Consider the following 22,332-nt stretch of genomic DNA (forward strand, 5'->3'; position numbering starts at 1 on the left):
GGGCGCTTCCTCTCTCCCTCAAGGGGGAGAGGGAATGGTTAACGTGAGGTCTGTGCAGAGCAGGGCTCCAGGTAATCAATCAGCAATTGCAGGCTGGTACGCCCCCGGAAGGTATTGGCATCCGGCTTGTAGACCACCCGGGCACCGCTGCGTGTATAGTCGGGTACTTCCGGCCCGGTATTGAAGGCGATGCCATCCACCGCCTCACGGCCATCCACCGGTTGCAGCACCAGCTTCAGGTGGTTCTCCCCCACAATGCGCTGGCTGATCACCCGGAACTCGCCGTCGAACATGGGTTCCGGAAAGTGTTGCCCCCAGGGTCCCGCACGCTTCAGCAGGTGGGCCGTTTCGAGGCATAGCTCCTCGGGGCTTAGCGGCCCGTCGGTGATCACCGCCGCCTCCAGGTCCGCTTCCGTCAGGGAATCCCTCACCGCCTCGTCGAAGGCCTGGCTGAAGCGTTCCAGGTCGTCGCCAGCGATGGTCATGCCAGCGGCCATGGCATGGCCCCCAAACTTCTTCAGCAGCCCCGGGTGACGGGTATCCACCACCGCCAGGGCATCGCGGATATGCAGGCCGGGAATGGACCGGGCCGATCCCTTGATATGCTCACCGTCGTCGTCCGGGGCAAAGGCGATGGTAGGCCGGTGGGTCTGCTCGCGGATACGGGCCGCCAGGATACCGATCACGCCCTGGTGCCAATCCGGATCGAACAGGGCCAGCCCCCAGGGCAGCCCCTCGATGTCCAGTGACATGGACGCCAGCAGGTCCTGGGCCTGGGCCTTCATGTCCTTTTCGATGGAGCGACGCTCCCGGTTGAAGGTATCCAGTTCCCGGGCCAGTCGCCGGGCCTCATCCGGATCATCCGCCAGCAGGCAGGCAATACCGATACTCATGTCGTCGAGACGGCCGGCGGCATTCAGGCGCGGCCCCAGCACAAAGCCCAGGTCGGTGGAGCTGATGGCGGTGTGATCACGGCCTGCCACCTCCAGCAGCGCCAGGATACCGGGCCGGGCCAGGCCCTGCCGGATGCGGCGCAGGCCCTGTTCCACGAAGATGCGGTTGTTGTGGTCCAGGGGCACCACGTCCGCCACCGTACCCAGGGCCACCAGATCCAGCAGGTTGCCCAGGTTGGGCTCCGGCTGCGGCAGCCTGCCCTGTTCCCGCAGGTGTTTGCGCAGGGCTGTGAGCACATAGAACATCACCCCCACCCCGGCGGCGTGCTTGCTCAGGAATGGGCACCCCGGCTGGTTGGGGTTCACGATAGCATTGGCGTCCGGCAAGGTGTCACCGGCCAGGTGATGATCGGTGACCACCACTTGCATGCCTGCCTCCCGGGCGGCCCGCACGCCTTCGTGGGCGGAAATACCATTGTCCACGGTCACCAGGAGGTCAGGCGTCTCACCCTCCTCCACCAACCGGTGAATAATCCCCGGCGTAAGCCCGTAACCATCGGCAAAACGACTCGGTACGCGGAAATCGATCTGGCCCAGCCCGAGCATCGACAGTCCAAGCATGGCCACTGCCGTGCTGGTGGCGCCGTCGGCATCGAAGTCCCCCAGGATCAGCACTTTCTGCTGCTGCCCGATGGCGTCGGCCAGCAGTTCCACGGCACGGTCGATGCCCTGTAACTGCATGGGCGACGCCAGGTGCTTGAGGGTATAGGCCAGTTCGGCATCGGAGGACACCCCCCGGGCCGCATAGAGCCGGCGTAACAGGGGCGGCAGGTCACTGCCCCAGTCCGGATCAGTGTCCGGGCCGGGGCGACGCAGGATCTTCTTGGGAGTCATAGACACTCAACGGTGCCCGGGAAGGCAGCCCTTCCCGGGATCATCAGGCGAACTTCCAGTGCTTGGCCATGAAATCCTGGACGGAAGTCAGGTTGTTCTCCAGCACCGTGTAACGTTCTTCCCGCTCGAACAGGTCGGCCATATGGGCCGGCAGTTGCGGCTTCACGGAGAGCCCGGCCTGGGCGATGGCATCCGGGAACTTGGCCGGATGGGCGGTGCCCAGAGTAATCATGGGAACACTCTGGTCACGGCGACAGGTCCTGGCGGCCGTGACACCAATGGCCGTGTGGGGATCCAGCAGGTATTCGTTGTCGTCATAGACCTGGCGGATCGTCTCACAGGTGGTCCTGTCATCCACCGCATCACTGTCAAACAGCTTGCGGGCATGACGCCAGCGGTAGTCCTCTATGCTGACCGGCCCCTTGGCGGCGTTCTCCAGCAGCAGTTTGACGGCGGCACCGTCACGCCCGTGCAGGTCGAACAGCAGGCGCTCGAAGTTGCTGGATACCATGATATCCATGCTCGGCGACAGGGTATGCTCCAGCTTGTGCTGTTCGTACCGGTTGCCGCTCATGAAGCGGTGGAGGATATCGTTGCGGTTGGTGGCGATCACCAGTTGGGAGATGGGCAGGCCCATCTTCTTCGCCAGGTAGCCGGCAAAGATGTCACCAAAGTTGCCGGTGGGCACCGAGAACGCCATGGAACGGTCGGGACCACCCAGGGACAGGGACGCCTGGAAGTAGTAGACGATCTGGGCCATGATCCGCGCCCAGTTGATGGAGTTGACCGCCGCCAGCCGGGCCTTGCCCCCCAGGAAGGACTGGTCGCCGAAGCTGGCCTTTACCATGCGTTGGCAGTCGTCGAAGTTGCCCTTCACGGCAATGTTGTGGATGTTATCCCCCGGCACCGTGGTCATCTGCCGGCGCTGGACTTCCGACACCCGCTCGTTGGGATGCAGGATGAAGATATCCACATGCTCACAGCGACGGCAGCCCTCGATAGCGGCGGAACCGGTATCGCCGGAGGTGGCCCCCATGATCACCGCGTGCTCGCCGCGCTTCTCCAGCACATAGTCCAGCAGGCGACCCAATAGTTGCAGGGCGAAATCCTTGAACGCCAGGGTCGGGCCACGGAACAGCTCCAGCACCCATTCGTTGGCATCCAGCTGCACCAGCGGCGCGATCGCCTTGTGGGCGAACACGTCGTAGGTGTCTTCCAGCATCCGTCGGAAATCGGCTTCCGGAATGGCGTCGTCCACAAACGGGTACATGATGTGGAAGGCCAGTTCGCTGTAGGACAGCCCGCGCCAGCTACGGATTTCCTCCAGGCTGAAATGGGGCAGCGATTCCGGCACATAGAGCCCGCCATCGGTCGCCAGACCGGTCAGCAGAACGTCCTCGAAGCCCAGGGCGGGGGCTTCGCCCCGTGTACTGATGTATCTCACGTGCGTACCTGTCAGTTGAAGTTTTCAGCGCGGATGCGAACCACCTGGTCGTCCACCTCATCCAGGGCTTCCAGCTCCTCAATGGCCTGGTTGACCTGACGCTCCTGGACCGTGTGGGTCAGGATAATCACCGGAATCCGGCCATCCTGGACCTCGGATTCCTTCTGCATGATGGACTCAATATTGATGCCATGCTCACTGAGGATGGAGGCCACCTTGGCCAGAACACCCGGACGATCCAGGGCCTGGATGCGCAGGTAGTAGGCAGACTGGGTGAACTCCATGGGAAGCACTTCCAGGTCCTCGATGGCCTCCGGCGCAAAGCCCAGGTATGGCACGCGACCTTCACCGCCGCCCTGTATGGCACGGGCCACATCCACGATATCGGCGATAACGGCGGAGGCCGTGGCCTCGTCACCGGCGCCCGGACCGTAGTACATGGTCTGGCCCACGGCGTCGCCGTCCACCAGCACGGCGTTCAGCACGCCATCCACCTGGGCAATCAGGTGACTCTGGGGGACCAGGGTGGGATGCACCCGCAGCTCGATACCGCCCTCACGGCGGCGGGCAATACCCAGATGCTTGACGCGATAGCCCAGCAGTTCGGCATGGGCAATGTCGTAGGGAGTCAGGCGGGAGATGCCTTCGGTGTAGGCACGGTCGAACTGGAGCGGTACGCCGAAGCTGGCAGAGGCCATGATGGTGAGCTTGTGGGCGGCATCGACCCCTTCCACATCAAAGGTGGGATCGGCCTCAGCGTAGCCCAGGTCCTGGGCTTCCTGCAGTACCTCGTTGAAGGCACGGCCCTTGCGCATCTCGGTAAGGATGTAGTTGCCGGTACCATTGATGATGCCCGCCAGCCAGTCGATACGGTTGGCCGCCATACCCTCGCGAATGGCCTTGATCACGGGAATGCCACCGGCCACGCCAGCCTCGTAGGCAACCACCACGCCGGCCCTGTCGGCGGCCTCGAAGATTTCGTTGCCGTGCACGGCGATCAGTGCCTTGTTGGCGGTGACCACGTGCTTGCCCCGGGCAATGGCCGCCAGGACCAGTTCCCGCGCCGCTTCGTAGCCGCCGATCAGCTCGACCACCACATCCACGTCAGGGTCATTGACCACATCCATGATATCGGTGCTGAAGGGAATTTCCCCCAGGTCGATATCATCCCGCCAGGTACGGGTGGCCACCCGCACTGTGCGGATGTTGCAACCGGCACGACCGGAAATCAGGCTGGCGTTCCGGGCCAGCACATTGAATGTTCCGCCACCGACGGTTCCTAGTCCGCAGATTCCGACCCTGACTTCTTTCAAGCTTCCACCTCAATGCCCGATGAATGAATAGCGGGCATAGTATACCGATTAGCAGGGCTCAGAACAGCATCAGCCGTGCCATTACCGGTGGACGCTCACATAAGGCCCAGACCCTCAGCCAGCTTGTCCGCCGGCACGTAGCCGTTGATCATCTTGCCATCCTCCAGCACGATTGCCGGGGTGCCGGAAACGCCAACCTGCCCCCCCAACTGGAACTGCTCCCCCACCGGGTTGTCGCAGGACGCCTGGGGCACCGTTTCGCCGGCCTTGGCCTGGTCCATGGCCGCCTGCTGGTCCTCGGCACACCATACCGACTCGTACTTGCGGAACGACGGGGTACCAGGGCCGGAACGGGGGTAGGCGTAGTAGTTGACCGTAATGCCCAGTTCGTTGAGGCGATCCATCTCGTCATGCAGCTTGCGGCAGTAAGGGCAGTCAATGTCGGTAAACACCCCGATCACCGCCTTCTCTTCACCCTCGGCCCGGTAGGTGATCAGTTCCTCGTGGTCGTATCCGGAGATCACCCTGGCCCTCTCAACGGACCGGGTCTGCTCGGTGACATTCACCACACCCTTGTCGGTAAGCTGCAGCATCTCACCGGCAATAATGTACTCGCCGTCTTCCGTGGCGTAGATCATGCTGCGGTTGTTGGTCCGGACCTCGTACAGACCAGGCACCGCCGACTCCGTCACGCCGTGCACCTGCAAACCCGGCACGGTCTCCCCCAGCCGCTGGGTGATAACGTCCTCGGCGCTTTCAGCGTGGGCCGTGGGCGCAATGGCGGTCAGGCCCAGCACCAGGCCTGCGGCCAGGGCAATTGATGATGGAAGGGGGAAAAAACGGAAGAACGAAAGGCTCATGGATCATCCTGCGTACTGGGTAAATGAAGTCAATGCCGGGCAATCAGCAACCCCGCCATTGTGGCTGCATCCCTGCCGGAAGTCGTGTCACCTTCAAGCCATCCAGGCCAAGCCATTCCGACAACCATCGGGGTCACAGTAAACCAAAGCGATGGTATCGAAGCAATTGCCCGACACCGGTAATGTGACTGGGACGAGGTGAAAAAGTTCAGTGGGCTACGACACCCGGACGCCGGGTTACCCACGCGGGTGATGGCTCTGGTGGAGATCCTGTAGCCGTTGCCGCGCCACATGGGTGTAGATCTGGGTGGTGGACAGGTCCGCATGCCCCAGCAGCATCTGCACCACCCGCAAGTCGGCGCCATGGTTCAGCAGATGGGTGGCAAAGGCATGGCGCAGGGTGTGCGGGGACAGTTTCTTGCGGATGCCGGCCCGCTGGGCATAGTGCCGGATACGATACCAGAAGGCCTGCCGGGTCATGGCCGTGCCCCGGTTGCCGGGAAACAGATCATCGGACATCCGGCCCCGGAGCAGATCACCCCTGGCCTCGTTCATATAGCGCAGGAGCCAGTCCACCCCTTCTTCACCCACGGGAATCAGGCGCTCCTTGTCACCCTTGCCAATGACCCGGACCACACCCTGACGCAGGTTGACCTGATCCACCCGCAACGACACCAGCTCACTGACCCGCAGCCCACAGCCATAGAGGATTTCCAGCATGGCCCGATCCCTCAGTTCCAGACGCTCATCCTGCACCTGGTCCCCCAGGGGTTCGTCCAGCAACGCCTCCACATCCCCTTCGGACAGGGAATCCGGCAGCCGCCGGGACAGCCGGGGGCTTTCGATACGCAGAGTGGGATCCTCCGCGATCAGCTTCTCCCGCAGCAGGTAACGGTAGAAGCGCCTGATCCCCGACAGCCGCCGGGCGGCGGTGGCGTTCTTGCGCCCTTCCACAAACGCCGCAGATATCCAGCCCAGCAGGTCATCGCGCCTCGCCTGCTGCAGCAGTGGCGATCCAGGTCGCTCCGCCAGCCACTGGGACAGCTTGCGCAGGTCGCTGCCGTAGGCAGCCCGGGTCTTCTCCCCCAGACCGTCCTCCAGCCAGATCGCATCCAGAAACATCTGAAGCAGACGCTGGTCTTCATCCCTGACGGAGGTTTTCTCAGACCTGTTGGCCATGGTGTTCCACCTTCCTGCCGGAAAACCGGAGCCCGCAACGCAAAAAAGGGCAGCCAGAGCCGCCCTTTTCCGGAAACCGTCGCAGGTTCATGAACCCGCCGCTTCTGATGCCAACCGAACTGGAACTCAGTTCAGCTTTTCCTTGATCCGTGCGGCCTTGCCGGACAGTTCGCGGAGGTAGTACAGCTTGGCCTGACGAACATCGCCGCGACGCTTCACGGAAATGCTGTCGATCAGACGGGAGAACGTCTGGAAGGTACGCTCAACGCCCACACCGTAGGAAACCTTGCGAACGGTGAAGGAGGAGTTCATACCCCGGTTGCGCTTGCCGATAACCACGCCTTCAAAGGCCTGCAGACGCTCACGGTTACCCTCGGTTACGCGAACCTGAACAACCACGGTATCCCCCGGTGCAAACTCGGGAATTTCCTTGGTCATCTGCTCCGCTTCGATCTGACTGATGATGTCGTTCTTACCACTCATCGTAATGTGCTCCTGATACCCAATCTCTCAATGCCCTGATTCAATCAGAGGCACCCGGTTCGTTTAAAATCTCGTCCAGCAGCTCACGCTCTTCGTCCGTCTGCACCCGCTGCGCCAGCAGGTCGGGGCGTCGCTCCCGGGTTCGCCTCAGCGACTCTTTCAGCCGCCAGCGCCGGATCTGTTCGTGGTGACCGCCTAACAATACATCCGGCACCGCCTGACCTTCGTAAACTTCGGGCCGGGTGTAGTGCGGACAATCCAGCAACCCGTCAGCGAAGGAATCCTGCTCCGCTGACTGCGCATGACCCAGCGCTCCGGGGATGAGGCGTGTAACCGCATCAATGACGGCCATGGCCGCCAGTTCGCCACCGGAGAGGACAAAATCCCCCAGTGACACTTCCCGATCGACTTCCGTCGAGATCAGGCGTTCGTCAACACCCTCGTAGCGACCTGCCACCAGGATCAGACTATCCTGAGACGCCAGGGATTCCACCACCTGCTGGTCGAGCCTTTCGCCCTGGGGCGACAGGTAAACCACACAGGCCCTGCCCGGCGCTTCCTCGCGGGCGGCATGGATGGCATCCCGCAGCGGCTGGATCTTCATCAGCATACCGGGGCCGCCACCATAGGGCCGGTCATCCACGGTACGATGCCGGTCATGGGTGAACTCCCGGGGGTTCCAGCTACGGAAGGTCAGCAGACCATCCCGTACCGCCCTGCCGGTAATCCCCACATCGGTCACCGCGCCGAACATTTCCGGGAACAGACTGACAGCGCCAATCCACACCCTCAGAACTCCGGGTCCCAGTCCACCACCAGGCGTTCTGCCGCCAGATCCACCTCGCGAACCACCTGGTCCGGAAGATAGGGAATCAGGCGCTCACGCTGGTCGATGGAGGCCTCGTCGGCCCTGACCACCAGAACGTCATTGGAGCCCGTTTCCAGCAGGTGATGCACCTTACCCAGACGCTCACCCTCTACCGTAAACACGGCCAGTTTCTCCAACTGGTGCCAGTAATACTCCCCTTCCGGAAGTTCCGGAAGCTCGGAGGTCGGCACCCGGATCTCGGCACCGCCGTAGGTCCGGGCCAGGTCACGGTCGTCAATATCCTTGAGCTTTACCACGATCCCCTGCCCCTGGCGGCGACCGGTTTCAAGCTCCGCGGCAAACCGCTTGCCGTCCTGGATCAGCGTCCAGTGATGGTAGTTCAGTATGCCGTCGACGGGATCGGTATAGGAGTAGACCTTGAGCCACCCCTTGACCCCGAAGACCGAGGTAATCCGGCCGATCACAGTTTCCTGTGGATGCTGTGCCATGCCAGGACCCCGGACAATCGTGTTACTTGGCGGCAGTCTTCAGCAACTGAGCGACACGCTCGGAAGGCTGGGCGCCCTGGCTGATCCAGTAGTCAACACGCTCCTGGTTCACACGCAGGCGCTCTTCCTGACCGCGGGCGATCGGGTTGAAGAAACCTACGCGCTCGATGAAACGACCATCGCGGGCCTTACGGCTGTCTGTTACTGCCAAGTGGTAGAACGGACGCTTCTTGGCGCCGCCACGAGCCAAACGGATTGTTACCATTTCGACCAATATCCTGTTCAGTTGTACGAACTTTGTACGATGCGTGCCGGCTGCCATGGCAACCACACGTCGACCCATACTCGAAAGGGGCGCTATTCTATGCTAATTCCCCGGCAAAGAAAACAGGCATCCCGTCCCGATTTCTACATACGGCCAAATGGTGGCATGCCACCACCGCCACCACCCGGAGGCATCATACCCTGCATGCCCCGCATCATGTTCTGCATACCGCCTTTCTTGCCGAATTTCTTCATCATCTTCTGCATCTGCTTGTGCTGTTTCAGCAGGCGGTTAATGTCCTGTATCTGGGTGCCGGAACCAGCCGCAATACGGCGCTTGCGGGAGTTATTGATGCTGTCCGGGAAGCGGCGCTCCTTCGGCGTCATGGAGCAGATGATCGCCTCCATCTGGCCAAAGGTCTTGTCATTGACCTGGCTCTGGGCCGCCTGGGCCATCTGCCCCATGCCGGGCAACTTGTCCAGCAGGCCGGCCATACCCCCCATGTTCTTCATCTGCTGAAGCTGGTCGCGGAAATCCTCCAGATCGAAGCCCTTGCCCTTCTTGATCTTCCGGGTGAGCTTGTCAGCCTTCTTCTTATCCAGCTTGCGCTCGGCGTCCTCTATCAGGGAGAGCACATCCCCCATGCCCAGGATGCGCGAGGCCACCCGGTCCGGATGGAAGGGCTCCAGGGCATCGGATTTCTCGCCCACACCCATGAACTTGATGGGCTTGCCGGTGATGTGGCGCACAGACAGCGCGGCGCCGCCACGGGCGTCGCCATCCGTCTTGGTCAGCACCACACCAGACAGCGGCAGGGCTTCACTGAACGCCTTGGCGGTATTGGCCGCGTCCTGACCGGTCATCGCGTCCACCACGAACAGGGTTTCCGCCGGATCCACCGCTTTGTGGAGGCGACCGATCTCGCCCATCATCTGCTCGTCTACGTGCAGGCGACCGGCGGTGTCCACGATCACCACATCCAGGTGTTTCTTGCGGGCGGCATCGATGGCGCCCTCGGCAATGGCCACGGGGTCCTGATCGGTGGAACTGGGGAAGAACTCCACCCCCACCTCACCGGCAAGGGTTTCCAGCTGATTGATGGCGGCCGGGCGATAGACGTCGGCACTGACCACCATCACCGATTTCTTTTCCCGCTCCTTCAGCAGCCGGGCCAGCTTGGCCACCGTGGTGGTCTTACCCGCACCCTGGAGACCGGCCATCATGATGACTGCCGGCGGGCGCACGGACAGGTTCAGCTTTTCATCGCCGGAACCCATCACCTGTTCCAGCTCCTGCTGAACCACCTTCACGAACACCTGGCCCGGCGTCAGGCTGCGCTGAACCTCCTGCCCCACGGCCCGCTGACGCACCCCCTCAATAAAGGACTTGACCACCGGCAGGGCCACATCGGCCTCCAGCAGGGCCATGCGGACCTCCCGCAGGGTCTCCTTTATATTATCATCGGTCAGTTTGGCCTGGCCGGAAATTTTCCTGAGACTCCCCGAGAGTCGGTCTGTCAGGTTTTCAAACATGGTGGTACCCGTAAGCCCTGAAAAATGAATTGCCTGTTGCCGACGTCGTACCGGGCCAGCGTATAAACGACCCTATAGAATAACGTCAGGCACTTACCGGTTGATTCCGGTTGCACAATCGCGACATTATAACCAGACTAACGCGCTGAAACGACCAGCCCGGCAAATTCCATCTCCTGAACGAAGGAAGCCCGGACCATATCACATAACCACCAGCCAGGAATGCCATGGGAACGCTGATTCTCGCTGTCACCACCCTGTTCCTCTACAGCATTGGTACTGCCTTTCAGGCCCTGGGCTTTCGCGGACGCATCAGCGTCAACAAGCACATTGTGACGGTAATCGGCGGCCTGGGTCTGGTGGCCCACGGCATGCTGCTCTGGCAGACCCTGTTTACCGGCGGCGCCCTGAACCTGGGATTCTTCCAGAGTTCCCTGCTGATTTCCTGGCTGGTGGTGGCGATCCTGCTGGTCATGAACCTGACCAAGCCCGTGGACAGCCTGTTCCTGGGGGCCTATCCCCTGGCCTGCCTGACTGTGGTGTTCGCCCTGCTCACCCACACGCCGCCCCGCTTTATACAGCGGGATGACTGGGGCATCCTGTCCCACATTGCCCTGTCGGTCACCGCCTACAGCCTGTTCACCCTGGCGGCGGGACAGGCGCTGTTGCTCTATTTCCAGAACCGCCAGCTCAAGCGCAACTACAACAGCCCCCTGGTGCGTAACCTGCCACCACTGCAGACTATGGAATCCATGCTGTTCGAGCTGCTCTGGGCCGGCGTTATCCTGCTGGTGCTGGCCATTGTTACCGGCGCGCTATTCGTGAGCGACCTGTTCGCCCAGGACCTGGCCCACAAGACCATCTTCTCGCTGATCTCGCTGGCGGTGTTCGCGGCCCTGCTGATCGGCCGCCAGACACAGGGCTGGCGCGGCATCACCGCAAGCCGCTGGACGCTGGCGGGATGCGCCCTGCTGATGCTGGCCTACTACGGCAGCAAATTCGTGCTGGAACTGATCTTCCACCGGACTGGTTGACACCCACCGGCCCTGTTCCTATTTTTCCCGTTCATCCGCAACATAAGGACCCGCTCCCTTGAACGAGGCATCGCTTACGGCGCTGTTCATACTCCTTGCCGGCCTGATCGTCCTGTCCGCCTTCTTCTCCAGTTCCGAGACCGGGATGATGTCCCTGAACCGGTACCGGCTCAAACATATGGCCAAGACCGGCCACCGGGGCGCACGCCGGGCGCAGTCCCTGTTGCAGCGCACCGACCAGCTCATCGGCGTCATTCTGATCGGCAACAACTTCGTCAACATCTTTGCCTCGTCCATCGCCACGGTGATCGCCATCCGTCTCTGGGGGGACGCCGGCATTGCCATTGCCACCGTACTGCTGACCATTGTCATCCTGATTTTCGCGGAGGTAACCCCGAAAACCCTGGCCGCGCTCTTTCCCGAGAAAATCGCCTTTCCCGCCAGTTACGTACTGGGGCCGCTGCTGAAAATCCTCTACCCGGTGGTCTGGTCGGTGAACCTGTTCACCACCGCCATCCTTCGGGTGCTGAGAATCTCTCCGGACGAGGCCAGTTCCGACCACCTGTCCCGGGAGGAACTGCGCACACTGGTCAACGAGTCCGGCGCATTGATCCCGTCCAAACACAAGGACATGCTGGTCAGCATCCTCGACCTGGAAAAGGTCACGGTCAACGACATCATCGTGCCGCGCAACGAGATTGTGGGGGTGGACCTGGAAGACGACATCGACGACATCCTGCGCCAGCTCCGCACCAGCCAGCACACCCGCCTGCCCATCTACAAGGGTGACATCAACAACATCCAGGGGGTGCTGCACCTGCGCAACATCTCCCGCCTGCTGATGCAGGAGGACGTCAACAAGGCCATGCTGATGCAGCTCTCCCGAGAGCCCTATTTCATCCCGGAGAGCACGCCGCTGAACACCCAACTGATCAACTTCCAGAAGGCCAAACGGCGCTTCGGCATCGTGGTGGACGAGTACGGCGACGTATTGGGCCTTGCCACGCTGGAGGACATACTTGAGGAGATCGTCGGGGACTTCACCACCGACTACTCGGAAACTAGCCCGGATATCATTCCCCAGGACGATGGCACCTATATCATCGACGGTACGGCCGCCGTGCGTATCATCAACCGGGACCTGGGCTGGAAGCTGCCCACCGACGGCCCCAAGACCCTCAACGGCCTGATCACGGAAACCCTGGAAACCATACCCGACACCAACGTGTGCCTGGTGATACGGGGCTATCGCACCGAGGTCCTGCAGATCAAGGATAATGTGGTGAAGGCTGCAATCGTGCACCCCCTGCCACGAAAGAAATCCTTCCGCAGGAAGAAAACCGGCTGACCGCCCTTATATCCGTGCGATCTAACTACGTTTTTTTAGAAAGATCATGATTTAACCAGTTTCTTGACCGGACCTACCCCCCTACCCAAAACTTGAGTTGTGCGAGTAGCTACGTATCCAACAGCAATAGCATTCAACAACAATAATAGTTGAGGAGAAGGTCCATGAGCCTTTCACATACAGTTGGTTTGTTTACACACCCTGATGAAGAGTGGAAAGCGATCCGGGAAGACTCGGAATCGGTCAGCAAACTCTATTTCGGCCACATCCTGCTACTGGCCCTGATTCCGGCCGCGGCTGCCTTTTATGGCACCACACAGGTCGGCTGGCAGGTGGGGGGTTCCCAGCTCATACGATTGACCACCGGCAGCGCGCTCCAGCTCTGCGCCCTTGCCTACATGGCCATGCTGGTAGGGATCTACATCATCGGTAAGTTCATTGATTTCTTCGCCGCCACCTATGACGTGAAAGAATCCACCCCCCGGGGTGTCACCCTGGCCGCCTATACAGCCACCCCCATCTTCCTGCTGGGTGTGATCGCGGTGTATCCCAATATCTGGGTGAACATGGCCGTTGGTACCGCAGCCATCGCGTACGCGGTGTACCTGCTGTACGAGGGCCTGCCCATTCTCATGAAGATTCCGGAAGACCGGGGCTTCATGTTTGCCTCGTCCGTACTCACCGTGGGCCTGGTCATGTTTGTCGGACTGCTAGCCATCAGCGTGGTGGTCTGGAGCATGGGAATAGGGCCACAGTACGTCAGCTGATCCTGACAACCATCAGTTTTCGAACAGGCCGACCCGCAAGGGCCGGCCTGTTTATTAGGAGCATAACGGAAGTGCCGGATACCCGGAGTTTGAACCCGTTATCCGGTTAACAATAATTAATCGTGTAACCTCAGTATATTTTGCGATAGATTACGCATATAAAGTACCAATCCAGAGAGTAAGCTCGGTAACGTATCCGGTTGAGGCGTATCAGGAGTCAGCCATGAACAGACAATCCGGCATACATTACCTGCACGACCGTCCGGGTGCAGGGTCGCCGGTATCAGTTCCTCCGGAAGTGTCCCGGATCCGGGACACAGTGGTAGCCGGCCTTGGCGACCTTCTGCAGGGGGCTTTCGATGCCGTGGATGATTCCCTGTTCGAGCTTGCCAATAACGCCCGCAGCAACAACGAGCAGAACCGCTATTTCGAGGCGATGCGGGAAATCCGCATCAAGCGCAAGGGTGTCGAGAAGCAGTTCCAGCACTCCGTGGGCGCACTGTTCGACCACCCTCCCCTGGCAAACGCCGACCAGCAGTCCCAGGACAACCTCCAGCATCAGGAGAGCGCCTCGGCGGAGAGCCTGTCTCTGGTACAGGACGACGACCTGGAAGAGCAGGTCGCCCTTAACGCCATGATATCCAAGGCCCGCGTCTATTTTCAGGGGCCCCTGCTGCAACTGCAGACACGATTTACCGTGATCTACCCGAACGCCTCCGAGGAGCGGCCGGTCAATCCGATGTTGCCGGACCATGTCTGCCGTGCCTTTGCCGAGGCCGCCGGCGCCTTTGAGATCCAGATCCGCGAACGGCTCATCGTGCTCAAGCAGTTCGACCGCTATGTGGTGGCCAACCTCGGCATGCTGATGGACGAGGCAAACCGCATCCTGGTCCAGGCCGGCATCGTGCCCAATTTCCGCTACCAGGGTAAGAATCGCCAGGAAACCCCGCAGACCAGCGGCGCTCCGTCGCCCTCCGGCCACCAGGCAACCACCGGCGACCAGACCCGGGCCGCGGAAGCACAGGAAAGTTACCAGGTCCGGGAAAACGACGCTCTGTTCCAACAGATCCGGCAGCTACTGGCCGAACAGCGGGGCCACCGCAGCTACAGCACCAGCTACTATGGTGACGCCCAGGGCCATGGTGGCACCGAGATCCATATCGTCGGCGGTGCCGAACTGCTGCAGATGCTGTCCCAGGCGTCCGCCAACACCGCCCGGCAAAATGCGCCCCAGGGCAACCTGAGCGCCGGCGAACCGGTTACCGTGGATCTGCGGGACCTGATCGAGCATGTCCTGGAGAGCCAGCAGCCTGAGGAAGGCAAGCACGCCGCCCTCCAGGAGATGGACGAGGACCTGATCAACCTGGTCTCCATGCTGTTCGAGTTCATCCTGGACGACTACAACCTGTCTGCCCCGATCCAGGTACTGATCAGCCGTCTCCAGATTCCCATCCTGAAGGTGGTGATCAAGGACAAGTCCTTCTTCAGCCGCGCCAACCATCCCGCCAGAAAGCTGCTGAACTCCCTGGCCCGGGCCGGTATCGGCTGGAGCAATGCGGATGAGAAATCCCGCGACAAGCTCTACGAGCAGATCCACAACATCGTCGCCCGTATCCTCGACGAGTTCGACGGCGACATCCAGCTGTTCGAAACCCTGGGCGAGGAATTCGACCAGTTCCTGACCCGGGAGAATCGCAAGGCCTCCCTGGTGGAGCAGCGCACCCGCGAATCCGAACGAGGCCGCATCAAGTCCCAGAAAGCCCAGGACACGGTGGACCGCCTGCTCCGGGAAAAACTGGCCCGCCGCCCCGTGCCCCCGACCATTCACGACATCCTGGTGAACGGCTGGAGCCGCGTCATGTTCCTGGCCTATCTGCGTAACGATGTGGAACATCGCTGGGAGCAGTCGGTGCGTGTGGTGGACGACCTGATCTGGTGCCTCTACCCCCACCTGGACGACGACGAGCGGGATCAGTGGGTACGGGTGGTTCCCCGCCTGCTCAAGGCCCTGCGGGCCGGCCTGGAGGAGGTTTCCTACAACTCGTCACGGCTGGACGAGATGATGGCCCAGCTCAAGCATGAGCTGACCGAGGCGTTCCGCAACCTGGCGCTGGCAGAGGCCAGGGAGCCGGATGACATGGAGCCCGAGGAACCGGTCATCGAGGAGACCTTTGAGCAGGAAGAGCCGCTGGAAGCCGGCGTGGCGGAATATCTGCCGCACATCGAATCGATCAACGTCGGCCAGTGGGTGGAGTTCCGCCTGGTGAACGGCTCCAGCTTCCGCTGCAAGCTGTCCACGATTATCGACGAGGCCGACTGCTTTGTCTTCGTCAACCGCATGGGCCTGAAAGTCATCGAGAAAACCCGTGTCGACCTCGCCCACGAGATGCAGAGGGGCCGTCTCACCGTCCTGGAACAGGGCGCCCTCATCGACCGGGCCCTGGACGCCGTGGTGGGAAGCCTCCGCAAGCAGGCCTGACCGGATTCCGGCCCGAAACAAAAAAAGCGCCCTGTGGGGCGCTTTTTTCATGCCTGTAAGCCCGGACTGTCAACGCATTTCCGGAAGGCTACTTCTACGTGAGCGGCAGCTCAGGCTTCCTGCTGCTTGGCGGCCGCCTTGACCATCTCCGCCAGCTCTCCGGATTCGGACAGCTCCAGCACGATGTCGCAACCACCCACCAGCTCGCCGTTAATGTAGAGCTGAGGATAGGTGGGCCAGTTGGAGTAGCTCTTCAGGGCCTCACGCAGCTCCTGATTGTCCAGGATGTTAACGAAAGCAAAGCGCTCACCACAGGCCATCAGCGCCTGCACGGTACGAGAAGAGAAACCGCACTGGGGAGCCTGGGGGGTGCCCTTCATATAGATAAGAATCGGATTTTCTTCCAGTTGGCCTTTGATCTGCTCATTGATATCCACAATCACACCTCTTCAAACGGTATCGAACTGACTTGCATTGTACACGGGAACCCCAATTCCGACCAACAGACTCAGGTATGGTAATCGCCAGGTGCGGCACGCCGCGCCGGATTGTCATCCCCCGGGGAACCCTATAGACTTGATTCTTTTCGTCCCGAGGGGCTCTTACCGTCATGGTCCCGGAGGACAAGCAGGAACGCCCTGACAGGCTGCAAGCGCTGTACCCGAGGCATGCCGGGGCATCCCCACAATCAGGGCCGTATAGCCGGTGCGAACCCCGCAACCCGGATGGTTTCCTATTTGCTGTCGGCCAGGGAAAGACAACGGACATCGCCATGGCAGTAAGACACTTTCTGACACTCAATGACCTGACCCTTAATGAACTGACGGGCCTGCTGGACCATGCCAGCTTCCTGCGCCGTGAATGGCAAGCGGGAAAGGTCCGCAACAGTCTCGGTAACCGGGTACTGGCGATGATCTTCGAGAAGTCGTCCACCCGCACCCGGGTCTCGTTCGAGGCGGGCATGTCCCAGCTGGGTGGCAGCGCCATGTTCCTTTCCCCCCGGGACACCCAACTGGGCCGCGGTGAACCGATCGAGGATTCCGCCCGGGTCATATCCAGCATGGTGGATGCGGTCATGATCCGGACCTTCGCCCATGACAAGGTGGACCGTTTTGCCAGCGTCTCCCGGGTGCCGGTGATCAACGCCCTCACCGACGATTTCCATCCCTGCCAGTTGCTGGCCGACATGCAGACGTTCCGGGAGCACCGGGGGGATATCGCCGGCGCCACCGTGACCTGGGTCGGGGATGGCAACAACATGTGCAACTCGTACATCAACGCTGCCCGGATCTTCGGCTTCCACCTGAACGTGGCCTGCCCGGAAGGCTACGCGCCGGACAGCGGCCTGCTGGACAGTCACCGGGACTGCGTCACCGTGTTCGAGGATCCCCGGGAAGCGGCCCGTGGCGCCAACCTGATCGCCACTGACGTGTGGGCCTCCATGGGACAGGAACAGGAGGCGGATGCCCGCCGGGCCATCTTCACCCCCTACCAGGTCAATCCGGCATTGATGGACCTGGCGGCCCGTGACGCCCTGTTCATGCACTGCCTGCCGGCCCACCGGGGCGAGGAGATCTCCGATGACATGCTGGACCACCCGGGCTCCGTAGTCTGGGACGAGGCGGAGAACCGACTGCACGCCCAGAAGGCATTGCTGGAATTCCTGATCCTGGGAACACTGGAACCTTAACCAATCACCACAGGGACCCACGCGGAGTCACCCCATGCCCCCACCCAATCCGCCCCACAGCTGGCTGCTGGACGTACGAGCACTGGGCTGCGGCTATGGTGCGGAGAACGTGGTGGCCGACGTCCGTTTTGCCCTCGGCCATGGCGATATCGGCTGCCTCCTGGGCCCCAGTGGCTGCGGCAAGAGCACCATCCTCCGGGCCCTGGCCGGCTTCCTGCCCATCAGTACGGGAGAGATCCGGCTGAATGACCAGGCCATCAGCCTACCGGGCTTTACCCTGCCACCGGAACAACGGCGCATTGGCATGGTGTTCCAGGACTATGCCCTGTTCCCTCACTTGACCATTGCCGACAATGTGGCTTTCGGCCTGAAAGGGCTGAGTCGCCGAGAAAGACACGCCAAGACGGCTGGCCTGCTGGAGCTGGTGCATCTGCAGGACCTGGCGGACCAGTATCCCCACCAGCTCTCCGGCGGCCAGCAACAACGGGTGGCCCTGGCCAGGGCGCTGGCGCCCGAACCCACACTGATCCTGCTGGACGAGCCCTTCTCCAGCCTGGACGCGGACCTGCGCCGGCGCCTGAGCCTGGATGTCCGCGATATCCTCAAGGACCTTGGCATCAGCGCACTGCTGGTTACCCATGACCAGCAGGAAGCCTTTGCCATGTGTGACCAGGTGGCGGTGCTCCGGGATGGACAGGTACAGCAATGGGACGTGCCCTACAATCTCTACCATGAGCCGGCGAACCGGTTCGTGGCGGGCTTTGTGGGACAGGGGGCGTTCATTCCGGGCCAGGCCCTGGGGCCCGGCACCATCGAATCGGAACTGGGCAGGCTGGTCGGCAAGCGTACCAGCCAGTGGCAACCGGGCACCCTGCTGGATGTCCTGATCCGGCCGGATGACATCGTCTACGATGCCGACTCCGACCTGAAACCCAAGGTGGTCGAGAAGACCTTTGCGGGTACCTCAACTCTTTACCGCTTCCACCTCTCGGACGATACCGAGTTCGAGGCCCTGTTCCGCAGTCATCTGGACTTCCGGCTGGGGGAACACGTTCCCGTGCGGGTGGAGGCAGACCACCTGATCGCCTTCCCCCGCACCTGAAGCCCCGGCGGCCCCTCCCGGAACAAAGGCAAAAAAAAGACCGGTCATCGGGGATGGCCGGCCATACAATGACGAATGAAACAAGGAAAGTTCGTAAGAACAACACTCCTGGCAGAACAACCACTTTACCCGCTGGGGGAAATTACCCTGCCTTTCACCTTCCATCCTAGTCGTTCCGGCGGGAAGGTCCGTTGTGCTTTGGTGTTTGTTTGTAAAATCATGTTATGGGTCGGCTCGGACTGTTCCCTGGCGGGCCCAGGCCGGAGATAGCCCGCTACTGCCGGCGCGGCCAGACCAGGCTGAACCGGGCACCGCCGAGTTCGTTACTGCGCCCCACAAAAGACTGGCCACCGTGCCAGAACAGGATCCGCTTGACGATGGAAAGCCCCAGCCCGTAACCACCGGAATTCCGGGTACGGCTGTCATCCAGGCGGGCAAAGGCACTGAAAACCTTCTCCCAGTCCTGCTCGGGAACCCCGGGGCCATCATCCTCGACGTCAATGCGGCAGTTCTCCTCATCCAGCAGGCAACGGACCCTGACCTCGCCCGACGCGTAGCGGCAGGCATTGCCCACCAGGTTCTGGATCGCACGGTGCAGGTAGCGGGGTTCGATATCACTCTCGGCACAGATTTCCGATGCTTCGGGGATCACGGCTTCGATACGGGTCTGCGGATGGATAACCTGCTGCTCCTCCACCACTTGGCGCACGATGTCGGTAACGCTGCCCGGACGCAGGCTGAAGACCGGGCCGCCCTGTTCCAGGCGGGCATAGGTGAGTATTTCGTCAATCAGTTCATCCAGCTCCTGGATATCGTTGTCGATGCCATCCAGTTGCCGGTGCAGGGTCTGCTCATCCTTTGCCGTCTCGATCATCTGCACCCCGAAACGAATCCGGGCCACCGGGGTTCGCAGTTCGTGGGACACCGCATGGATCATCTCCCGCTGCACCTCCACCAGCCGCTGGATCTGGTCCGCCATGCCGTTGAAGGAACGGGACAGGCGGGATACCAGGTTGCCCTGCCCCGGCTCTATGCGGGCCTCCAGTTCACCCCGGGCAATGCGCACCGCCACCGACTCCACGGTTCGCAGATTCTGGTCCAGGTCGCGCATGAGCAGGCGCACAGCGAGGGTCAGCACCAGCGCCGCCAGCCCCACCAGCAGCAGGAATACCGGCCAGGGCAGCGACCGGAAGCCCGGCGGCATGGCCATATGCATCAGGGAACCGTCCTCCAGTCGCAGCATCACCTGCCCCTGCCGCGCCCCCCCGAAGAACACCATCCCCCGCCGTGACACCTCCTCCAGGACCTCGGGTGGCGGCAGTTGACCGGTCTTATCAATGGCATCGAGGCGAACGTTCAGCTCCCTGGCCAACAGGCTCGCGGTATCGGCTCGGTCGGCGGGACGGGCCTCGTTCAGATGCCACAGCACCGTCATCGCCGTGGCTTCGGCCAGATCCCGGTACAGGTTACGCAGGCGCATGGTGACGATACCGCCATTCTCCCGGGCGGCCAGGGCCCGCGGGCCGATCCGGTCGGACAGCACCACGGTCTGCCCATACTGCAATCGCTCACGGACCACCGGTTCCAGGCCCAACCTGGCGGCGGTGGTCACGCGGAAATCGTACAGGGGGGATAGCCAGTGGTACTGCTGCTCCGGCATGGGGGTACGGGCCAACCAGGTCATCAGCGGCTCCGTCAGGCGTTCCTGCCAGGCCTGGTGCCGGACCGCGGACAGTCCACTCCAGACCAGTGAACAGATCAGCACAATGAGCGCCGCAAGACCGGCCAGACGGGCGAACAACTTGATCGTGAAGGTAAAGGGCATCTAGTGTCCCGTTGGCAGTACCGCCCGATTCTCGGTCAGGCTTCCTTGACGAACAGGTAGCCTTTACTGCGAACGGTCTTGATACGACGGGGATGTACCGGGTCATCCCCGATCTTGGGCCGGATGCGCGACACCCTGACGTCAATGGAGCGGTCCTGGCCATCGTACTCGATTCCGCGCAGGGCGGTGAAAATTTCCTCCCGGCTCAGTACCCGGCCAGCGCTACGAGCCAGCAGCCAGAGCAGGTCGAACTCGGCGCTGGTCAGGTCGATGCTCTCGTCATTGAGCCAGGCTTCCCGCATGGAACGGTCCACCACCAGGTCGTTGAACTGCAGGCGTACCGGTTCCTCGCCGGATTCACCACCGGCATCCTCGCCCTCGGCCCCGGCGGGGCCACCAGCACGACGTAACAGGGCCCGGATACGGGCCAGCAGGACGCGGGGCTTGACCGGTTTGCCCACGTAGTCGTCAGCCCCCATTTCAAGGCCAAGCACCTGATCCAGATCGTCACTGCGGGCGGTCAGCATAATGATCGGCCCCTGGAAGAAGGGACGCACGCGCCGGCAGATGGACAGACCATCCTCCCCCGGCAGCATCAGATCCAGCACCACCAGATCAGGGCGTTCATTGCGGATACGTTCAACGGCGTTGCCGCCATGACTTTCATGGCTGACCACCAGACCGTTGCTCTCAAGGTATTCCCGTGTCAGGTCCGCCAAACGTTCGTCATCCTCGACAATGAGGATTCTCCAGCCTTCGTTTGTCTGTTCCACGCCGTCCATCTCTGATTATGTTGTTATGCGTTCGGGAGCGCCCATGCATGGGGGCGCCCCGGCCTTGCTTTACATTTCGCCCCGCCTGCCGGTTCGGGGCGGCTATCGGTCACGAGTAAAGTCAGCAGCTTACCCGAATCATGTAACAACGATTATACATACTGATGCGGGAAATACATGATGCCACGCACTGTTACCTTCAGTCACAAAAGATAGCAGCTTCTGGGCCAGCCGCCATAGTAGCCCTGCCCCGGAAAGCTGACACCGTCACAAAGTCGTCATTGTGAGGTCATGGGGGTGTCACAGGTCCTTCATAGCCTTGTCCTGAAATGGACAAAAAGAGAGCTTGCCATGACTGCCCAAACCGCTCGCGCTGCTGTTTCCCGTCGTTTGCTGACCCGGGTCACCCGGGAACCGGAACTGGTGCAACAGGCCCAGCGGCTCCGATACGACGTATTCTCGGCCGAATATGACTCGGACCTGGGATCAGACATCCCGGGCCTGGACGCCGATCCCTTTGACGCCTGGTGTGATCACCTGATGGTCACCGACAGCACCACCGGTGAACTGGTGGCCACCACCCGGATCCTGCGTCAGGACCAGATCGGCGAATCCGGCGGATTCTATTCGGAAAACGAGTTCGACCTGTCACAGCTGCTGTCTCGCCCCGGACGGGTGGCTGAACTGGGTCGCACCTGCGTCCACCCGGACTATCGCAACGGCGCCACCATCAGCCTGCTCTGGGCCACACTGGCGGGCTGGCTGATCGAACACCGGATCGACCGGGTGATCGGCTGCGCCAGTATCAGCATGACCGATGGCGGCCTGAGGGCCTGGCGTATTGCCCGCCACCTCCAGGACCGGTATCTTTCTTGCGAAGACGACCGCGTCTGGCCGCGACGTGCACTGCCCCACCTGACCCAGGTCGATTCGGAACGCCCGGTGGATATTCCGGCGCTGATCCGCGCCTACATGCGCCTTGGGGCCAGGGTGTGCGGAGAACCCTGCTGGGATCCGGAGTTCCGTTGCGCCGACGTGCTGGTACTGCTGGAAGTCAGTGAACTGTCCGCCCGATACAGCCGCCACTTCATGCGCCGGGGCGGCTCGGGCAGCTAACGCCGGAGTACAGGGCGG

The 22,332-nt window shown here is 61.6% G+C and carries 20 protein-coding genes; 7 read left to right on the forward strand and 13 right to left on the reverse strand.

Annotated elements, in window-relative coordinates:
- Window positions 1-38: 38 nt before the first annotated feature.
- The 10 genes from recJ to ffh form a co-directional block, all read right to left on the reverse strand.
- On the reverse strand, window positions 39-1,787 hold the full coding sequence (gene recJ, locus ACJO3T_RS06290; protein ID WP_406961698.1) for a single-stranded-DNA-specific exonuclease RecJ: 1,749 nt from the start codon (window positions 1,785-1,787) through the stop codon (window positions 39-41).
- A 43-nt stretch (window positions 1,788-1,830) separates the two neighbouring features.
- Window positions 1,831-3,231, reverse strand: coding sequence for a threonine synthase (gene thrC, locus ACJO3T_RS06295; RefSeq protein WP_406978089.1), 1,401 nt, complete (start codon window positions 3,229-3,231; stop codon window positions 1,831-1,833).
- 11 nt (window positions 3,232-3,242) lie between these two features.
- The gene (locus tag ACJO3T_RS06300) at window positions 3,243-4,544 is read right to left on the reverse strand and encodes a homoserine dehydrogenase (protein WP_406961694.1); all 1,302 of its coding nucleotides are present in this window, start codon (window positions 4,542-4,544) and stop codon (window positions 3,243-3,245) included.
- 95 nt (window positions 4,545-4,639) lie between these two features.
- Window positions 4,640-5,404 carry a thioredoxin fold domain-containing protein gene (locus ACJO3T_RS06305; RefSeq protein ID WP_406978090.1) on the reverse strand — a complete coding sequence of 255 codons (765 nt, stop codon included), beginning with the start codon at window positions 5,402-5,404 and terminating at the stop codon, window positions 4,640-4,642.
- Window positions 5,405-5,641: 237 nt separating this feature from the next.
- The gene (gene xerD / locus ACJO3T_RS06310; RefSeq protein WP_406961690.1) at window positions 5,642-6,583 is read right to left on the reverse strand and encodes a site-specific tyrosine recombinase XerD; all 942 of its coding nucleotides are present in this window, start codon (window positions 6,581-6,583) and stop codon (window positions 5,642-5,644) included.
- Between the two features lie 126 nt (window positions 6,584-6,709).
- Entirely contained in the window at window positions 6,710-7,066 is a 357-nt protein-coding gene (rplS, locus tag ACJO3T_RS06315; protein ID WP_328187106.1) for a 50S ribosomal protein L19, read from the reverse strand.
- A 40-nt stretch (window positions 7,067-7,106) separates the two neighbouring features.
- On the reverse strand, window positions 7,107-7,853 hold the full coding sequence (gene trmD / locus ACJO3T_RS06320; RefSeq protein WP_406961688.1) for a tRNA (guanosine(37)-N1)-methyltransferase TrmD: 747 nt from the start codon (window positions 7,851-7,853) through the stop codon (window positions 7,107-7,109).
- 2 nt (window positions 7,854-7,855) lie between these two features.
- Window positions 7,856-8,383 carry a ribosome maturation factor RimM gene (rimM, locus tag ACJO3T_RS06325; RefSeq protein ID WP_406961686.1) on the reverse strand — a complete coding sequence of 176 codons (528 nt, stop codon included), beginning with the start codon at window positions 8,381-8,383 and terminating at the stop codon, window positions 7,856-7,858.
- A 22-nt stretch (window positions 8,384-8,405) separates the two neighbouring features.
- Window positions 8,406-8,648 carry a 30S ribosomal protein S16 gene (rpsP, locus tag ACJO3T_RS06330; protein WP_406961684.1) on the reverse strand — a complete coding sequence of 81 codons (243 nt, stop codon included), beginning with the start codon at window positions 8,646-8,648 and terminating at the stop codon, window positions 8,406-8,408.
- A 143-nt stretch (window positions 8,649-8,791) separates the two neighbouring features.
- Window positions 8,792-10,180 (reverse strand): signal recognition particle protein, encoded by a 1,389-nt coding sequence (ffh, locus tag ACJO3T_RS06335; RefSeq protein ID WP_406961682.1) that lies wholly within the window; start codon window positions 10,178-10,180, stop codon window positions 8,792-8,794.
- Between the two features lie 227 nt (window positions 10,181-10,407).
- Here ffh and ACJO3T_RS06340 point away from each other — a divergent pair, with 227 nt between their 5' ends.
- The 4 genes from ACJO3T_RS06340 (at window position 10,408) to ACJO3T_RS06355 (ending at window position 15,808) form a co-directional block, all read left to right on the forward strand.
- A complete protein-coding gene (locus tag ACJO3T_RS06340; RefSeq protein ID WP_406961680.1) occupies window positions 10,408-11,214 on the forward strand; it encodes a cytochrome C assembly family protein in 807 nt (268 codons plus the stop codon).
- 58 nt (window positions 11,215-11,272) lie between these two features.
- Window positions 11,273-12,562, forward strand: coding sequence for an HlyC/CorC family transporter (locus tag ACJO3T_RS06345; RefSeq protein ID WP_406961678.1), 1,290 nt, complete (start codon window positions 11,273-11,275; stop codon window positions 12,560-12,562).
- 164 nt (window positions 12,563-12,726) lie between these two features.
- A complete protein-coding gene (locus tag ACJO3T_RS06350; RefSeq protein ID WP_406961676.1) occupies window positions 12,727-13,329 on the forward strand; it encodes a Yip1 family protein in 603 nt (200 codons plus the stop codon).
- Window positions 13,330-13,552: 223 nt separating this feature from the next.
- Window positions 13,553-15,808: a DUF1631 domain-containing protein gene (locus ACJO3T_RS06355; protein ID WP_406978091.1), complete on the forward strand. Its 2,256-nt coding sequence runs from the start codon at window positions 13,553-13,555 to the stop codon at window positions 15,806-15,808.
- Window positions 15,809-15,918: 110 nt separating this feature from the next.
- Here the strand turns inward: ACJO3T_RS06355 and grxD are convergent, their stop codons facing one another.
- Window positions 15,919-16,245, reverse strand: a complete 327-nt coding sequence (grxD, locus tag ACJO3T_RS06360; protein ID WP_328187094.1) for a Grx4 family monothiol glutaredoxin — start codon at window positions 16,243-16,245, stop codon at window positions 15,919-15,921.
- A gap of 335 nt (window positions 16,246-16,580) precedes the next feature.
- On the opposite strand from grxD, the gene argF reads away from it, so the two are divergent.
- Window positions 16,581-17,498 carry an ornithine carbamoyltransferase gene (gene argF, locus ACJO3T_RS06365; protein WP_406978092.1) on the forward strand — a complete coding sequence of 306 codons (918 nt, stop codon included), beginning with the start codon at window positions 16,581-16,583 and terminating at the stop codon, window positions 17,496-17,498.
- Between the two features lie 34 nt (window positions 17,499-17,532).
- Window positions 17,533-18,600 carry an ABC transporter ATP-binding protein gene (locus ACJO3T_RS06370; RefSeq protein ID WP_406961670.1) on the forward strand — a complete coding sequence of 356 codons (1,068 nt, stop codon included), beginning with the start codon at window positions 17,533-17,535 and terminating at the stop codon, window positions 18,598-18,600.
- A 274-nt stretch (window positions 18,601-18,874) separates the two neighbouring features.
- Here the strand turns inward: ACJO3T_RS06370 and ACJO3T_RS06375 are convergent, their stop codons facing one another.
- Window positions 18,875-20,425 (reverse strand): ATP-binding protein, encoded by a 1,551-nt coding sequence (locus ACJO3T_RS06375; RefSeq protein ID WP_406961668.1) that lies wholly within the window; start codon window positions 20,423-20,425, stop codon window positions 18,875-18,877.
- 35 nt (window positions 20,426-20,460) lie between these two features.
- A complete protein-coding gene (locus ACJO3T_RS06380) occupies window positions 20,461-21,207 on the reverse strand; it encodes a response regulator (RefSeq protein WP_406961666.1) in 747 nt (248 codons plus the stop codon).
- Between the two features lie 342 nt (window positions 21,208-21,549).
- Here ACJO3T_RS06380 and ACJO3T_RS06385 point away from each other — a divergent pair, with 342 nt between their 5' ends.
- Window positions 21,550-22,314 (forward strand): GNAT family N-acetyltransferase, encoded by a 765-nt coding sequence (locus ACJO3T_RS06385; RefSeq protein ID WP_406961664.1) that lies wholly within the window; start codon window positions 21,550-21,552, stop codon window positions 22,312-22,314.
- The last annotated feature ends 18 nt before the right edge of the window (window positions 22,315-22,332 follow it).

It is taken from the genome of Marinobacter shunpengi, assembly GCF_045449715.1.
In the GTDB taxonomy this organism is placed as follows: domain Bacteria; phylum Pseudomonadota; class Gammaproteobacteria; order Pseudomonadales; family Oleiphilaceae; genus Marinobacter.

Bases quoted from the DNA above. Each gene is read 5' to 3' on its own strand.
- recJ (WP_406961698.1), bottom strand. From the start codon at position 1,787: ATGACTCCCAAGAAGATCCTGCGTCGCCCCGGCCCGGACACTGATCCG.
- ACJO3T_RS06385 (WP_406961664.1), top strand. From the start codon at position 21,550: ATGACTGCCCAAACCGCTCGCGCTGCTGTTTCCCGTCGTTTGCTGACC.
- ffh (WP_406961682.1), bottom strand. From the start codon at position 10,180: ATGTTTGAAAACCTGACAGACCGACTCTCGGGGAGTCTCAGGAAAATT.
- ACJO3T_RS06370 (WP_406961670.1), top strand. From the start codon at position 17,533: ATGCCCCCACCCAATCCGCCCCACAGCTGGCTGCTGGACGTACGAGCA.
- ACJO3T_RS06380 (WP_406961666.1), bottom strand. From the start codon at position 21,207: ATGGACGGCGTGGAACAGACAAACGAAGGCTGGAGAATCCTCATTGTC.
- ACJO3T_RS06350 (WP_406961676.1), top strand. From the start codon at position 12,727: ATGAGCCTTTCACATACAGTTGGTTTGTTTACACACCCTGATGAAGAG.
- ACJO3T_RS06375 (WP_406961668.1), bottom strand. From the start codon at position 20,425: ATGCCCTTTACCTTCACGATCAAGTTGTTCGCCCGTCTGGCCGGTCTT.
- rpsP (WP_406961684.1), bottom strand. From the start codon at position 8,648: ATGGTAACAATCCGTTTGGCTCGTGGCGGCGCCAAGAAGCGTCCGTTC.
- rplS (WP_328187106.1), bottom strand. From the start codon at position 7,066: ATGAGTGGTAAGAACGACATCATCAGTCAGATCGAAGCGGAGCAGATG.
- ACJO3T_RS06355 (WP_406978091.1), top strand. From the start codon at position 13,553: ATGAACAGACAATCCGGCATACATTACCTGCACGACCGTCCGGGTGCA.
- argF (WP_406978092.1), top strand. From the start codon at position 16,581: ATGGCAGTAAGACACTTTCTGACACTCAATGACCTGACCCTTAATGAA.
- xerD (WP_406961690.1), bottom strand. From the start codon at position 6,583: ATGGCCAACAGGTCTGAGAAAACCTCCGTCAGGGATGAAGACCAGCGT.
- ACJO3T_RS06305 (WP_406978090.1), bottom strand. From the start codon at position 5,404: ATGAGCCTTTCGTTCTTCCGTTTTTTCCCCCTTCCATCATCAATTGCC.
- rimM (WP_406961686.1), bottom strand. From the start codon at position 8,383: ATGGCACAGCATCCACAGGAAACTGTGATCGGCCGGATTACCTCGGTC.
- ACJO3T_RS06340 (WP_406961680.1), top strand. From the start codon at position 10,408: ATGGGAACGCTGATTCTCGCTGTCACCACCCTGTTCCTCTACAGCATT.